This is a genomic window from Actinomadura gamaensis, assembly GCF_042652125.1.
Lineage (GTDB): Bacteria > Actinomycetota > Actinomycetes > Streptosporangiales > Streptosporangiaceae > Spirillospora > Spirillospora gamaensis.
Genome location: NZ_JBHSIT010000005.1, coordinates 166,080 through 180,581, shown reverse-complemented (window position 1 = coordinate 180,581; position 14,502 = coordinate 166,080). Strand labels below are relative to the sequence as shown.

Sequence of the window (14,502 nt, the reverse complement as noted above, 5' to 3'; positions counted from 1 at the left end):
CGTGGGCCGCCTCCTGCTGCTGAGCCGCGTGGGCCACCTCCTGCTGGTGATCCGCCTCGTCCTGGCCGACGTGCGCCGCCATCCCGCGCAGGCCGCGATGATGCTGCTGGCGATCACCGCCGCCACCGCCACCCTGTCCCTCGGCCTGTCGCTGCGCGGCGCGACCGACACGCTGTTCCGGCAGACCCGCGCCGCCACGGCCGGGCCGGACGTGGTCGCGATCGCCCCCGGCGGCGACCGGACCACGGCCTCGGCCCTGGCGTCGCTGGCACGGGCGTCCGAGGTCAGCGCCCACAGCGGGCCGTACCGCGAGTACTCCACGACCGTGACCGCGCACGGTCTGACGTCGGCCGCGGTGGTGCAGCGCGCCGCCGCGGTACCGGGGCCGGTCGATCGCCCGCTGGTCACCTCGGGCACCTGGGTGCGTCCCGGCGGCGTGGTGGTCGAGCGCGGCTTCGCCACCGCCCTGGGCATCCGGGTCGGCGACCGCGTCACCGTCGCCGGACGCTCGCTTCCCGCCGCCGGGATCGCCGTGACCACGTCGCACAGCATCTATCCGTGGGCGCAGACGCCGGGCCCGGGCGGCGGCCCGAGCGACTACGGCGGCCTGGTCTGGATGAGCGAGGCCGACGCCGGGACGCTGCGCACCGCCGACCTTCCGGTGACCTCCCTGCTCTTCCTGAAACTGAGGAACCCCGCCACCGCGCCGGAGTTCGTCGAGTCCCGGCGTCACTACAGCGAAGAGCATCCGACGAACTTCGTCACCTGGCAGTCCATGGACAGGGAGAGCGCGCACATACTCCGGCAGAGCCAGCCGGTGCTGGTCATCGGCAGCTGGCTGCTCGCCCTGCTGGCCGTCGGCGGGGTGGCCACGCTCGCGGCGGGACGCGCCACCAGGCAGACCCGGCGGGTGGGGCTGCTCAAGGCGGTCGGCGCCACGCCCGGGCTCATCGCCGCCGTCCTGCTCGGCGAGTACCTGGCGCTCGCGCTGGCCGCCGACGCGCTGGGGCTGACGATCGCCCGGCTCGCCGCGCCCGGCCTCGCCAACCCGACCGCGAGCCTGCTGTCCGGCGCGGCGGGCCCGTCCGGCGACACCATCGCCGCCACCACGGTCCTCGCCCTGGCCGTGGCGGTCCTGACCACCCTCGGCCCCACCCGGCGCGCCCTGCGCGCCGAGACCGTGACCGCGCTCGCCGACGCCGCCCGCCGGCCCGGCCACCGGCCCCGGCTGAACGCCCTGTCGGCGCTGCTGCCGCCCTCGCTGCTGCTCGCGCTCCGCCTGATCGCCCGCCGGCCCGGCCGCGCCGTCCTGCACGCGTGGAGCATCGCGGTCATGGTGATCGGCGCCACGGCGCTGCTGGTCGCCCGCGTCGAACCCCGGTACGACTACGGCCTCGGCTCGTCCCGTCTGGGCAACGTCCAGGCCGAGCAGGGCCACCGCCTGCTGCTCGCGGTCACCGCCGCGCTGGCCGTGCTCGCCGCGGTGAACATCGTCACGATCACCTGGACCACCGCGCTGGAGGCCCGGCCCGTCATCGCCATCGCCCGGACGCTCGGCGCGACGCCGGGGCAGATCACGGCCGGACTGTCCGCCGCGCAGCTCCTCCCGACCGTGCCCGGTGCGGTCGCCGGCGTCCCGTTGGGACTGTTCCTGGTGCTGGTGTTCTCCCCTCCGAACGTCGTCGTCCCCTCCCTGTGGTCGCTGCTCGTCCCCGCGGTCGCCGCCCCGTTGGCGACGGCCGCGCTCACCGCCCTGCCCGCCCGCCTCGCGGCCCGCCGGTCCATCGCCCGAACCCTCACGACCGACGCAACCTGAGCCCCCACGCCGCGCCGCACCGCGCCGGGCGAACCGGCACAGGCGTGACACGGTACGGCCGTGACGCGGTACGGCCGTGGCGCGGGGGCGGGGCGGGGGGAAACTGGCGGGATTCGCCCTTAGCGGGGCGGAGCCGGCGGCGGGGGGAAGGCTTTACGGAGCGGGGGTGATCGTTTACACGGGGGCCGGGTAGACGCAGGAAGTCGATGATCATCAACTTCTTGCGGAGGTGTCTCCATGCCTTACGGATCGGCCGCCACCGGCGGGACGCTCGCCTACACCGGCCTGGCGATGGGCCATGTCTGGCTGGCCGCGTCCGGCCTCGGGCTGGTGCTGTTCGGCGCGGCCCTGGTCAGGTTCGGGTTCCGGCGCGGGCAGGGGCCGCTTGAACGCTGAGTTCCGGGCGCCGCGGGCGCGGTACGCCCCGCCGCGGGCCTCCATCATGCTCGCGGCGCTGCCGCTCGCCGCGTTCGCCGCCTGGGGGCTGACCCATCTCGTCGCGGCCATCACCACCTTCACGACGTCGTTCGGTGCGACCTGCGTGGCCTGGACCGCGTCCTTCCTGGCGCTGTGGTGGGTCCCGGTGTCCTGGCTGGAACGCCCGTTCAAGGCCTCCGGCGAGCAGCGGGCCGCCCTCGACGAGCTGACCGTCACCGTCCAGGTCCCCGTCTACAACGAGGATCCGGCGGCGCTGCGCGCCTGCCTGCGCTCGGTCCTGGACCAGAGCCGCCGCGTCGACCGCGTCCACGTCGTCGACGACGGATCGGCGGACGCCGCCGGAAAGCCCGTCACCTACGACGACGTGCGCCGCGACTTCCAGGCCGCCGCGGCCGAACTCGGCATCGGCACCACCTGGCAGCGCACCCCTAACCGGGGCAAGCGGTTCGCGCAGATGCGCGCCCTCGCCGACGATGACGCCGACGTCTTCGTCACTCTCGACAGCGACTCCGTCCTGGACCGGCATGCCGTCCGCGAAGGGCTGCTGCCCTTCGCCGACCCGCGCGTGCAGTCGGTCGGCGGCCACGTCCTGGTCCTCAACCGGACGGCGAGCCTGCTGACGCGCATGACGTGCGTGCTGTACCTGCCGTTCACCCGCGGGGTGCGCAGCGCCCAGTCGGTGCTGCGCCGCGTCACCATCAACTCCGGCACGCTCGCCTTCTACCGGGGCGACGTGGTGCGCCGCGCCGCCGGCGTGTACGAGCACGAACGGTTCGCCGGACGCCCGATGCAGATGAACGACGACTCGATGCTCACCTTCTACGCCCTGCTCGCCGGCGACACCGTCCACCAGCCCAGCTCCATCGCCTTCACCCTCGTCCCGCAGCACGTGAACCACTACGTCAACCAGCAGCTGCGCTGGATGCGCGGGACCACCGTCCGGCACCTGTGGTGGCTGCGCTACATGCCCGTCACCGGCGCCGTGTTCTGGATGACGGTCAGCGAGTACCTGCACCTCGTCCTGGCGCTGCTGCTCCCGGCGGTGCTCCTGTTCGACCCGGCCTACCGGACGCACCTGGACTCGATCGCGGTCGCGGGAGCGCAGGCCGGGATCATGATGAACTACCTGACCGCCCTGCGGATCTTCACCGTCCGGCGCAGCGACGAGCCGCCGTGGGCGCGGGCGGCGCTGTTCGCCTGCGCGCCGCTCATCGCGCTGTGGCGGCTGCTGGTCCTGCGGCCGCTCTACCTGTACGCGATGTGCACCTGCCGCCGGGTCGGCCACTGGGGAACCCGCCAGTCCGTCGAGGTCTCCCTCGCAGAAGCGCGGTGACCCGGGGACGCGCGGCCGGAACGCGACCGCGACGCGACCGGAACGCGACCGGGACCCGGCCGGGGCACGGCCGGGACGCGACCGGGACGCGGGCGGAGCGCGACCGGAGCGCGGCCGGAGGGCGGCCGGGACACGGCCGGGGCGCGGGCGGAGCGCGGCCGGAGCACGACCGGAGGGCGGCCGGAGCACGACCGGAGGGCGGCCGGGACGCGGCTGGAGGGCGGCCGGGCGCGTGGAAGACGGCAGCCGTCCCCGGCCCGCACGGCGGGCCGGGGACGGCGGTATCACGTCAGGTCGGCGTCACCCTAGACGCGGTGACACCCCAAGCCGCGCAGGCCGCCCTCGTGGGCCCGGACGATCATGCACTGGTGGCGGTCGTGGCGCGAGCCCTTCTGGTCGATGACGACGAAGCGGAGGCGGCCCTCCTCGCGGGGTCCGCAGCCGGTGGCGACGATACGGCTGTGGTCCTCGCTCATCTTCACCTCGTCGCAGAGGAAGTGATGGCCGGCCCGGGCGGCGTGCGCCGAGGCGGGAAGGGCGGTCAGGGCCAGGGCCGCGGCCGCGACGGCCGTCGTGACGGTGAGCTGTCTGCGCATGGTGTCTCTCCTTTGAGTTCTCATCCGGGCGCAACCCCCTACCTTCCCCTCTGTAGTCGTGACGACACTCAGAGTAATCACGCGTGCCCAGACGAGCCGGGAACGCTGATCAGCACGGTCTCCACCGTCCAGTACGGCGGGACTTCGCCGACCAGACAGTCCTCCGGAGTGCGTCATGGACGCGGGGGCGGGCGAAGAGATGGACCGGGTACTGACGGCCGACTCCCTCCGGGTCCCTCGTGAGGCGCTGCAACCGGAGCAGAAACCGAGAACGCAAATAACAGCTGAGACCCCGGACGTCCTGTTAGAGCCTATAACGCGAGCTTGAAGAAGACACGAAAAGACTGCCGTCGAGGCGCTGGAACGGGGAAGAACGACCTTCAGGCTCAGTCGCGAAGGGCCAGTCTTACGCAGACCTCGCCTAGCTCGGAGACGAAGTTCGCGGGTATGGCCTGCCATCGCATCGGCCCGTCCCACGAATCGGTGACGGTTCTTGAGGCGACCGGCTCGACCAGGTCGCCGTAGCGTTCCGGATGCTCGCCGGGGAGTCCGAGCGCGACGGCCATCCACGGCAGGAGGTTCTCCAGGTCGAGGTATTGCCACCACTCGGCGTCGTCCCAGCCGCGTCGGCGATGGACCTCGACGGCCTCGTGCCATGCGTCGAGGCACAGTCGCGTCACCACCTCACGCACACGGTCGATCGGTGGCCGACCCTCGACCGGGACGGTCGCGATCGCGGCGTGCACGTCGCGGATGCGACGGACCACAACATCGAACCGGTTCGTGGCGCTGGACAGGGCATCGCGCAGGGACCGCCGCACCGGAAGTTCGCCACCCCACCGAGCCGGCCTGGGGAGGGACGGCGGACGGAAACCCTCATCGGCCGTCGTGCGGGCCGGCGCGCCCCACAACCCGTGCGGGCCGCCGTAGGGCCGTCCGACGACCGTCTCGTATCCGTGATCGGCGAGCGTCCGGCCCAGCAAGGCGTTGCGCCAGCCGAGCGAGCACGCCTCCTCCAGAGCACGCAGCACCGAGATCTCCTCATCGGTGATCAACGCGTCGAGTTCTTCCTCGGAGGTGTCCCCCTGCCACATCAGCCACGCCTGGAACACGGCTTCGGCGAACTCACGGCGCGTCTCGTCCACCGGCCGGAGGACCTGCGGGAGCAGAATTCGGTACGTCTCGTCCCAATGCGCGCGTGCACCCACGAAAGCCATCCTGTCAGTCACCGAAACGACGACGTCCGACCCCTACGCGATCCAACGGAGAGCCATGAGCGACGGCAACACGAACTACTGCCAGGCGGTGTTTCCCCCACCCCCACTGGACGACGCCGCGCCCTGCGCCGTGTGCGGCGGCCTCGGCCTCACCCACGAGCGCGTGTCCACCAATTGGAGCCCCGACCCGCTCACGGGCCGGGCGCGGCTGCTGCTCCTCCCGGTCTTCTGCCCCGCGTGCGGCGGCTGCGGACGCAGCGGACACGACGGGTGCGCGTGGGAGTCGCACGGCTACCCGTCCGGCGCGCTCGACGAGCTCACCGACGGACCGCCCCCGAAGCCCGAGGAGGACGACGCCTTCCCGGATGGGCGCTCCGCCCGCGACCGCGAACGGCGGTGCCCCTGGTGTGACGACCGCGGCTGGCGGCACATCCAGGCGTTCCGTGAAACCTCGGACGGCGCCAGGATCTTCGCGCGCACACCGTGCGGCTGCACCGAGCCCCTCATCGAGCCCGTCCCCGCCGAGGACGTCGAATGACCCTCCCCAGCGACCGCCCGAACAGCCCGCCGAGTGAGGCGAAACCGAGCGAGGTCACGCGGAATCCAGCGAGGTCAGCCCACGCCGGACGGGGCAGGCGGGGTCGGGCCGAGAGCAGGCGCGGGGAACGCAGGGTCACGCGGGGTAACGCGGGCCAGGCGGGGGCACGCGGGCCAGGCGGGGTCAGGCCCGGTCAGGCGGAGTTACGGGGGTGAGGCGGGGGCAGGCGGGTCACGCGGGTCAGGCGGGGCCACGCGGGTCACGCGGGGCCACGCGGGTCACGCGGGCCAGGCGGGGTCAGGCCCGGTCACGCGGGTCAGGCCCGGTCAGGCGGCGCGGTGGTAGTTGGGGAGCGGGCGGGCGGTGCGGGCCCGCAAGCGGCGCTCGACCGCTTCGGCCGTCTTCAGCAGCGGCAGTCGCACCAGCGTGTCGCGGACGCACCGGCCGCCGTCCGTCTTGGGGACCATGAGGCGGACGTTCGGGCCGATCTGCTGCTTGCGGTCGACCAGCGGACGGTGCGCGGCGTCGTAGCGGGCGAACGCGACCCGGTGGTCGCCGCCGGCGGCGGCCAGCTCCCCCGCGAGCCGGTACGCGCCGACCAGGGCCAGTTCCGCGCCCGCGCCCGAGGCCGGGGAGGCGCACCAGGCGGCGTCGCCGGCCAGCGCGACGCGTCCGTTGGACCAGGAGTCCATGTGCACCTGGGCCAGGGCGTCGAAGTAGAAGCCGGGGTCGGCCAGGGCGGCGTCCAGCAGGCCGCGGGCCGGCGCCCAGGGCTGGTCGGCGAACGCCTCGCCGACCAGGCGCTTGTGCTCGGCGACGTCGCGGTGGTCGTAGTCGAGCCGCGCCGAGCGGAAGACGAAGTAGGCCTTGGCCTGGGCGTGGTTGCCGGAGCGGTAGATCCCGGCCATCTTGCCCGGGGTGTTGAACATCGTCACCCAGCGGTCCTCGCCGAGCGCGGCGTCCGCGTCGGCGAAGGCGAAGTAGTGGTCCTTGTGCCGGATGAACCCGTCCTCCGGGCCGAAGGCCAGCCGTCGCACGTTGGAGTGCATCCCGTCGGCGCCGATCACGAGGTCGAAGCGGCGGGCGGGCGCGTGCTCGAAGGAGACGGTCACGCCGTCGTCGTCCTGTTCCAGGGCGCGGATCGAGTCGCCGAACAGGAACTCGGCGTCGCCGGCCGCCTCGCGCAGCAGCGCGACGAGGTCGCCGCGCATGATCTCGACCGAGCCGGCGTCGCGGGTGTCGATGCGGGCGACGGCGCGGTCGGCGGCGTCGACGAACTTCATGCCGTGGACGTCGGCGGCCAGCTCCCGCGCCCGGGACATCAGGCCCATCCGCTCCATGACGGTGACCGCGTCGTCTCGGATGTCCACGCCGTTGCCGCCGGCGCGCGGGGCGGGGTCGCGTTCGACGACGGTGGGCCGGAAGCCGTGGCGGGCCAGCCAGTGGGCCAGGGTGAGGCCGGCGATGCTCGCTCCGGAGATCAGGATCCGCTCGTTCATGGGGGGCTCCCTCGCGCTAGACTTAACTGAAACGTGCGTTCCAGATGAGTATGTGGAAGGGGAATTCCAGTTGTCAACACCCGCGCCGAAACCGGCCCCCGCCCCGAAACGCCGCGCCGACGCCGTGCGCAACCGGCAGCTCGCCCTGGACGCCGCGATGGCGCTGCTCGCCGAACCGGACCGGGCCCTGACCGTCGAGGCCATCGCCGCACGGGCCGGCCTGGGTGCCGCGACCGTCGTGCGCGCCTTCGGCGGCAAGGACGCCCTGCTGGACGCCGCCATCGCCCGGTTGCTGGAACCCGTCGTCCGGCGCGCCCGCGACCTGCTCGCCGAAGCCGCGCCCTACGACGCCCTGTGCACCTTCCTGCGCGAGCTGGTCGCCTTCCAGACCGCGCACCACGCCGCGAGCGACCAGCTCGGCGGCCTCGACCTGCCCGCCACCACCGCGCTGCGCGCCGATCTGGTGGCCGCCGTCGAGGAGATGCTCGACGGCGCGCGCCGCGACGGCCGGATCCGCTCCGACCTCGACCCCGCGCTCGCCACGTCCCTCATCGGCGCCACCGCCCTGGCCGTGGCCCGCGCCGAGCCGTCCTCACCCGGCCTCACGGACGCTTACCTCACCGTCCTGCTGGACGGGCTGCGCTCTCCGGCGGCATCTCCGTCCGCCCGCGGAACGTGAAGCGGCGGAACCCGGTCGGCGCCGGCCGGGTTCCGCCGCTTCGCTAGGCTCACGAGAGTGGATCTTGACGAGGCGGTCCGGCTCTGGGACCCGGAACCGGGATGGCTGAACTCGGCGAGTTACGGCATTCCCCCTGCCCCGGCGTTCGAGGCGCTGCAGAGGGCGCTGGCCGAGTGGCGGCACGGCACGACCGGCTGGGACGCGTGGGACCGTTCCACCGACCGGGCGCGCGCCGCGTTCGCGCGCCTCGTCGCAGTCGCGGCCGAGGACGTGGCCGTGGGCGCCTCCGCCTCGCAGCTGCTGGCGCCGGTCGCGGCGTCGCTGCCGGCCGGCTCGCGCGTCGTCGTCCCCGACGTCGAGCAGACGTCGAACCTGTTCCCCTGGCTCGTCCAGGATCTCGACGTGGTGACCGTGCCTCCCGCCGACCTCCCCGGCGCGATCGACGACCGGACGGACGCCGTCGCCTTCAGCGTCGTCCAGTCCGCGACGGGCGAGGTCGCCGCCACGGACGACGTGGTCGCGGCGGCGAGGGCGCACGGCGCGCTGGTCGTCGCCGACGCCACGCAGGCGGTCGGATGGCTCCCGGTCGACGCGTCCGCCTTCGACGTCATGGCCGTGTCGGCGTACAAGTGGCTGATGTGCCCGCGCGGCACCGCCTTCTGCTACGTGAGCCCGGACGTGCGCGGCCGCATCCGGCCGGTCGCGGCCAACTGGTACGCCGGTGAGGGCGACGCCTCGTACGGTCCGCCGCTGCGGCTGGCGAAGGACGCCCGGCGCTTCGACATCGCCGTCCCGTGGTTCTCGTATGTCGCGGCCGCCCCCACGCTGGAGCTGCTCCTGGAGATCGGCATCGGCCCGATCCATGCGCACGACGTCGGGCTGGCCAACCGTTTCCGGGACGGGCTGGGCATGCCGCCCGGCGACAGCGCGATCGTCACCGTCGCCCGTCCGGACGCGTCGAAGCGGCTGGAGGCGGCGGGGATCCGGGCGTCCGTCCGCAAGGGCGCCGCGCGCCTGGCCTTCCACCTCTACACGACCGAGGACGACGTGGACGCCGCCATCGCCGCACTGACCTCCTGACCCGCGGGGGCCTGGTCAGCCGGTGGGCGAAGGAGACGCCTCGGGCATCTGCGGAGGCGAGCCGTCCGGCGACGACGGCCCCGACGACCGGACGACCCGGACGTAGCTGGGCTTGCCCGGAAGGTTCTGGTGGATCACCACGCGGGTCGGCGGCCCCTCGGCGATCAGCCATATCGACACGGTGCAACTCGCGTCCCGGGCCAGTGACCGATGCGCGCACTCCCCCGCGGCGACCCGCACGCCCTCACTTTCGGACAGCACGTTGCCGATGCGCAGCGGCGCCTTCCCGGTACTTCTGACGGTCACCGTCTTCAAGCAGCCCTGGCCGCGTCCGACGCAGGTGAGCTCGACGCTGTCCGGGTTCACCTCGATGCCCGGACCCGCGCCGCTCTCGGTGAGCACCGGCCCGCCCGAACCGCCGGACGCACGGCCGGACGCACGGCCGGTGCTCTTCGCCGCGCCGCCCGGCAGCGGCAGGTTCCCGGGCTTGTCGCCCGAGACGCCGTAGGTGAGCGAGAAGCCACCGTAGGCGATGGCCAGCCCGATCGCCGCGGCCAGCACGGCGACGCTGAGCCGTAGCGCGTGGAACGGTCCGGCAGTGGCGATCAGCGGCGGGATCGCCGCCCCCGCGACGGTCGCGACGAGCGTCCCCACGGGCGGCGCGCCCGCCCCGCTCGCCAGCAGCGTGGTCAGGACCGAGCCGGCCACCGCCGTGAGCACCGCCACCACCAGCGGACGCGCGCTCTGCCCGCCGGCCGCCGCTCCCTGCCGCGAGTCGTGCACCTGCTTCTCCCCTGAGGACGCTTCCGAGTCCCCCGGTTCGACGGCCGCTCACCGTCCGGTGGTTCGTGATCGACCGAGCGCCACCCCGTCCACTTCCGGCCGCCACGCGGAGGCCCGCCCTCCACCGGGATCGCGCCGCCGCTCAGAGGCGCGCCCTCCACCGGGATCGCGCTTGCCGGTCGGGCCGTCGCGGTCGGTGGAGGGCGCCGCCTCGCCGGGGGGCCGGCTGAGGTCGCGGGCGGTGCGCCGCCGGTGGCGGATCAGCTGTCGTCGACGACGGGAGTGGTGTCGGCCGGGTCCAGGAAGGGGAGCAGGCCGCCGGGAAGGGTGAGCGGGTCGGCCTCGAAGGGGGCCGGGACGGCGCCGCACCACTGGTTCTTCTCGGTCTGGGTCATGGCGCGGTCCTTGCTCACCATGGCGCCCTTGGGGCGTCCGTCGGTGGCGGGTCCGGTGATGCCGCCGTTGCCGTAGAAGGCGAGGCGGACGTCGCCGAAGAGCGCGTAGAAGATCCAGATCTCGCCGGTGAGGATGTGCAGGGCGGCGCTGCGCTCCAGCCAGCCGACGTGCTTGGAGGCCACCGGGAGGGTGTGGCCGCGGGAGACGCTGTCGGTCTGCTGCCAGGACAGCCCGAACGACGCGGTCAGCGAGGCGTTGACCACGCCGTAGAAGGACGCCCCGACCGCGGCGCTGACCGCGAAGGTCGCGGTCGAGCCGACCGTGTGGTTCCAGGTGAGGTCGTAGTCGGCCTGGTCGGGGGTGCAGTTGAAGTGCAGGTCGGTGACGGCCTCGAACGGGCCGGGCGTGTAGGTCAGCTCGCTGCCGCGCACCAGCACGACGTAGTTGGTCGGGTCGCTGAGCGCGTCGCGCAGGACCTTCTCCCCGGCGGCGGAGGACAGGTCGATGGAGGTGGCCAGGAACTCCGAGCCGATCTTCTTCTTGGTGTCGGGGTCGTAGCCCAGCTCGCGGATCTGCTGGTCGATCCGGGTGTTGTCGGGAGTCCGCCGGTCCGGCCACCGGTTCGCGGGGAACGCCGGGGTCGGAGGGATGATCAGAGGCGTGGTCATCGGGGGGTTTCCCTTCCGTCGAGGTGGGGCAGCGCAGAAGGTCCCATTCCCGCGATAACGGTAAGTAGTCAAAAGACTTCGTAAAGTATCGGACTGTCCCCGGCGATCGGTATGTCCCAGCCGGACAGGCCGCGGCCATGCACGCGCCATGAGCCGAAAACTCGTTTTCGGACGCGCGCGGCACGAGATCGTCCGCGAGTGGATTTCGACCCCGCGGGGCAGACAGTAAGCGATCGAACGCTGTCCGTGACCAGGGCGTTCAGGTACGCCTCTGCACGCCCGTCCCGGGTCCGCGTCCCACGGCTGGCCCCGCAGGCAGCCCAAGCCAAAAAGGAGGTTCGTCATGTCGGCGGTGTACAGCGGGGAGTCCGAAAGGCACGTGCCACCGGAGGCCGACGTGGAGTGGCCGCTCTCCCGGCGCGGTGACGTGGTGCCGGAGGTCTGCGCGTGGCTGCGCGAGAACAAGCCCGTCGCGCGCGTCCGCACGCTGACCGGCGCACCGGCGTGGCTGGTCTCCACGCACGAGCTGGCCACCCGCGTCCTGCAGGACGAGGTCTTCAGCATGTCGGCCATGGCCGAGCCCGGAGCGCGCCTCCAGTACGCGCCGGTCTTCCCGGCGACCAGCCGCAGCAGTGTGCAGGACATCGGGAACGCGGGGCTGCGCGAGGCGGTGATGCGGGCCCTGTCGCCCCACGCGGTCAAGCAGGCCGCCGGCGGCTTCCGGCGGCGGGCCGACGCGCTGCTGGACGAGCTGGTGGACGAAGGTCCCCCGGCCGACCTGCGGGCGCGCTTCACCGATCCCTACACCGTGTCCGTGATGTCCGCGGTGCTGGGCCTGTCCGACGATCACGGACGGCTGCTGATGGACGGCCTGGACATCGCCATCATGACCGTCCCGCGCTCGTTCGAGGGCGCGCAGGTCAACTGGGACAAGGGCATGGCGCTCACCCGGGACCGCCTGCGGGCGCCCGGCGCCGCCGAAGCCCCCGGACTGCTCGGGGCGCTCGCCCGCATCCGCGCCGGCAAGGGCGATCAGGACGTCACCGACGACGACCTGGCCTCGGCCCTCAACGGGCTGTTCACGGCGGGCGCCCTGAGCACCGCGGCGTTCCTCCTGCTGGCCGTCCTCCAGCTCATGCGCCATCCCGACCAGATGGAGTGGCTGCGCGCCCACCCCGAGGCCATGGACGACGCGGTGGAGGAACTGCTGCGCTGCAACCTCGCCATCGGGGACGGCCTGCCGAGGATCGCCACCCGGGACACCGAACTGGGCGGGACGGCCATCGCCGAGGGCGACCTCGTCCTCGTCCTGGTCGAAGGCGCCAACCACGATCCCGCCGTCTTCCCGCGCCCGCACGAGCTGGACCTGACCCGCCGTCCCGGCTCGCATCTCGCCTTCGGCGCCGGACGGCACTACTGCGCGGCCACCTTCCTCGCCCGCACGCACGCGTCCGTGGCCCTGTCGGCCGTCCTCGACCGGATGCCGGGCCTGCGCCTGGCGATCCCGGTCGAGGAGATCAGCTGGCGCTCGGGGTGGATCAAACGCACCGCCGAACGCCTCCCGGTCCTGTGGTGACCCCGCGACCGCCTCGCACCGTCGCGCAGCACCGGGCCGACTGGAGAGAGACGATGACGTCCGAGTACTGGCCGCTCGACGACCTGTGCGTCCGGTCCGGTTCGATCGAACTGCGGCCGCCCCTCCCAGCGGAGTACGAGGCACTCGCGGACGCGGCCGCCCGCGAAACGCACGTGCACCCGCTCATCCCCTTCCTGGAACACGCGTCCGACACCCCGATGGAGCGCGGTCGGCGCACACTGCAATGGCTGTGGCGCAACTACGGCACCTGGCGTCCGGACGAATGGTCGCTGGCGCTGGCCGTCCTCGACCGGGGCCGCCTGGTCGGCGTGCAGAACGTCCGCGCGAGGGATTTCGCTCGCGACCGCGTGACCCAAAGCGGGGTTTGGGTCTTCCGGGACGAACGCGGGCAGGGAATCGGCAAGCACTCCCGGCACGCCCTGCTGCATCTCATCTTCGACGGCCTCGGTGCGGAGCGATCTCGTTTCCGTGCCGCGGCCGACAACCGGGCTTCTCTCGCACTGGCGCGCTCCCTCGGCTACGTCGAAGACCCACCACCCGCTACCGGCCGGGGCGGCGCCCGGCACTTCTCGCTGACCGCCGACCGCTGGCGCGCCCGCCCGCACCCGGTGCCCGCGCACATCGAGGGCCTGGACCGCGCCCTGTTCATGTTCGGCATCGGCCACGAATGACACGACGCGCGGGGCGCAGAGCGGGACGGGTTTATCGATCACCTCGAGAGAGTAGATCACCTTCGGTAGTCAAGTGCGCACATAGTGCGATCGCGCCGAGCGGAGGGGCTCGTCCTCGCGCTTCGTCGAGACGGGCCGGAGAGCGATCTTGAGGGGGCGTTCGGTGAAGAGGTCCAGGAGTCTGGCCGTGCTGGTCGGCGGGGCGGTCGCGTGTGCGGCGGTCGGCGTGAGTGCTCCTTCGGCGTACTCGTTCGGCACGCTCGACGGGAGGCTCGGGCAGCGGGCCGAGCACGAGCACATCACGCGCGCCGCGCTGGCGTGTCCGCCGGGGCAGCCGAGCGACGACTACTGCTTCGAGCCGGCGTCGCTGAGCGAGCTGGCCGGCGCCCACCACAAGGGCGGGGCGATCGGCGCGCCGGATCTGGGCACGGAGGCGGTCAGGCAGGAGGCGCACTGCGACAACGCCGACTACCTCGCGGAGAGCGGGTATCCGCAGAGCCGGGCGGAGGCGAGCAGGAACCTGCTGGGATGCGTCGACCACGCCGCCCAGCGGATGAACAACGCGGTGAAGGAGGCCGGGCGCCTGCTGAGCAACGGCAAGATCGTCGGGTGGCATGTCAGCCTGCTCGTCCGCTGCGGGAACAACCAGGTCGGCGGGCGCGCCAAGTGCGGCGTCATCGAGCAGTTCGGACGGGGGCTGCACGCCGTCCAGGACTTCTACTCGCACAGCAACTGGGCCGACGATCCGAAACCCGGGCCCTTCGGGGTGACCAACCCGCCCGGGCTCGGGCACGTCGAGCTCTTCCCCCTGTTCGAGCTGTTCGCGCCCCGGCCGCCCACCGCGGAGGAGATCCCCGAGCACCTCAGCACCGGGTGCTTCGACCTCGCGGCGGCCGGGTCGGGCGAGAGGCTCGGCTGCTCGGGCGGCAAGCGGATCAGGCACCGCTCGCTCAACAAGGACACGGGGATGATCGACCCGTCGACCGGCGAGACCTCCGATCCGACCACCGAACGGGGCCGGGTCGGCGCCAACTTCGCGCGCGTGGTCAAGCTGGCCATCGCCGAGACCCGGCGCCAGTGGCGGGACGTGGTGACCGCCCTGGAGCAGCGCTACCCCGGCCAGGGCGCCCGCATGGCCTGCGCCGTCACCCACGACCATCCCACCAAGTCCTGCCGCTGACGCCGGACGAG

General features: G+C 73.0%; 14 protein-coding genes. 9 read left to right on the top strand and 5 right to left on the bottom strand.

Annotation, left to right across the window (positions count from 1 at the left end):
* The first annotated feature begins 1 nt into the window (after nt 1).
* The 3 genes from ACFPCY_RS18575 to ACFPCY_RS18565 all read left to right on the top strand — a co-directional run bounded on the left by ACFPCY_RS18575 (nt 2) and on the right by ACFPCY_RS18565 (nt 3,587).
* Complete coding sequence (locus ACFPCY_RS18575; RefSeq protein WP_378256766.1) at nt 2-1,816, top strand: ABC transporter permease; 1,815 nt, start codon at nt 2-4, stop codon at nt 1,814-1,816.
* 237 nt (nt 1,817-2,053) lie between these two features.
* Nucleotides 2,054-2,212, top strand: coding sequence for a hypothetical protein (locus tag ACFPCY_RS18570; protein ID WP_378256764.1), 159 nt, complete (start codon nt 2,054-2,056; stop codon nt 2,210-2,212).
* The gene (locus ACFPCY_RS18565) at nt 2,202-3,587 is read left to right on the top strand and encodes a glycosyltransferase family 2 protein (protein WP_378256762.1); all 1,386 of its coding nucleotides are present in this window, start codon (nt 2,202-2,204) and stop codon (nt 3,585-3,587) included. The genes ACFPCY_RS18570 and ACFPCY_RS18565 overlap by 11 nt, the downstream gene beginning before the upstream one ends.
* A 305-nt stretch (nt 3,588-3,892) precedes the next feature.
* On the opposite strand, the gene ACFPCY_RS18560 is transcribed toward ACFPCY_RS18565, so the two are convergent.
* Nucleotides 3,893-4,183, bottom strand: a complete 291-nt coding sequence (locus ACFPCY_RS18560) for a hypothetical protein (RefSeq protein WP_378256759.1) — start codon at nt 4,181-4,183, stop codon at nt 3,893-3,895.
* A 386-nt stretch (nt 4,184-4,569) separates the two neighbouring features.
* A complete protein-coding gene (locus ACFPCY_RS18555) occupies nt 4,570-5,391 on the bottom strand; it encodes a hypothetical protein (RefSeq protein WP_378256757.1) in 822 nt (273 codons plus the stop codon).
* 64 nt (nt 5,392-5,455) lie between these two features.
* On the opposite strand from ACFPCY_RS18555, the gene ACFPCY_RS18550 reads away from it, so the two are divergent.
* Nucleotides 5,456-5,938, top strand: a complete 483-nt coding sequence (locus ACFPCY_RS18550) for a hypothetical protein (protein WP_378256755.1) — start codon at nt 5,456-5,458, stop codon at nt 5,936-5,938.
* A 326-nt stretch (nt 5,939-6,264) separates the two neighbouring features.
* On the opposite strand, the gene ACFPCY_RS18545 is transcribed toward ACFPCY_RS18550, so the two are convergent.
* Complete coding sequence (locus tag ACFPCY_RS18545; RefSeq protein WP_378256753.1) at nt 6,265-7,437, bottom strand: FAD-dependent monooxygenase; 1,173 nt, start codon at nt 7,435-7,437, stop codon at nt 6,265-6,267.
* Between the two features lie 70 nt (nt 7,438-7,507).
* On the opposite strand from ACFPCY_RS18545, the gene ACFPCY_RS18540 reads away from it, so the two are divergent.
* Nucleotides 7,508-8,116, top strand: coding sequence for a TetR/AcrR family transcriptional regulator (locus ACFPCY_RS18540; protein WP_378256751.1), 609 nt, complete (start codon nt 7,508-7,510; stop codon nt 8,114-8,116).
* Nucleotides 8,117-8,173: 57 nt separating this feature from the next.
* On the top strand, nt 8,174-9,196 hold the full coding sequence (locus ACFPCY_RS18535; RefSeq protein ID WP_378256749.1) for an aminotransferase class V-fold PLP-dependent enzyme: 1,023 nt from the start codon (nt 8,174-8,176) through the stop codon (nt 9,194-9,196).
* A gap of 15 nt (nt 9,197-9,211) precedes the next feature.
* Here ACFPCY_RS18535 and ACFPCY_RS18530 read toward each other — a convergent pair whose 3' ends face one another.
* Together ACFPCY_RS18530 and ACFPCY_RS18525 are read right to left on the bottom strand one after the other, a co-directional pair.
* Entirely contained in the window at nt 9,212-9,979 is a 768-nt protein-coding gene (locus ACFPCY_RS18530) for a hypothetical protein (RefSeq protein WP_378256747.1), read from the bottom strand.
* A 260-nt stretch (nt 9,980-10,239) separates the two neighbouring features.
* Nucleotides 10,240-11,043: a hypothetical protein gene (locus ACFPCY_RS18525; RefSeq protein WP_378256745.1), complete on the bottom strand. Its 804-nt coding sequence runs from the start codon at nt 11,041-11,043 to the stop codon at nt 10,240-10,242.
* 343 nt (nt 11,044-11,386) lie between these two features.
* On the opposite strand from ACFPCY_RS18525, the gene ACFPCY_RS18520 reads away from it, so the two are divergent.
* The 3 genes from ACFPCY_RS18520 to ACFPCY_RS18510 all read left to right on the top strand — a co-directional run bounded on the left by ACFPCY_RS18520 (nt 11,387) and on the right by ACFPCY_RS18510 (nt 14,491).
* Nucleotides 11,387-12,619, top strand: a complete 1,233-nt coding sequence (locus ACFPCY_RS18520) for a cytochrome P450 (RefSeq protein WP_378256743.1) — start codon at nt 11,387-11,389, stop codon at nt 12,617-12,619.
* Nucleotides 12,620-12,672: 53 nt separating this feature from the next.
* The gene (locus ACFPCY_RS18515; protein ID WP_378256740.1) at nt 12,673-13,311 is read left to right on the top strand and encodes a GNAT family N-acetyltransferase; all 639 of its coding nucleotides are present in this window, start codon (nt 12,673-12,675) and stop codon (nt 13,309-13,311) included.
* Between the two features lie 163 nt (nt 13,312-13,474).
* Nucleotides 13,475-14,491, top strand: a complete 1,017-nt coding sequence (locus ACFPCY_RS18510; protein WP_378256738.1) for a hypothetical protein — start codon at nt 13,475-13,477, stop codon at nt 14,489-14,491.
* Nucleotides 14,492-14,502: the final 11 nt, after the last annotated feature.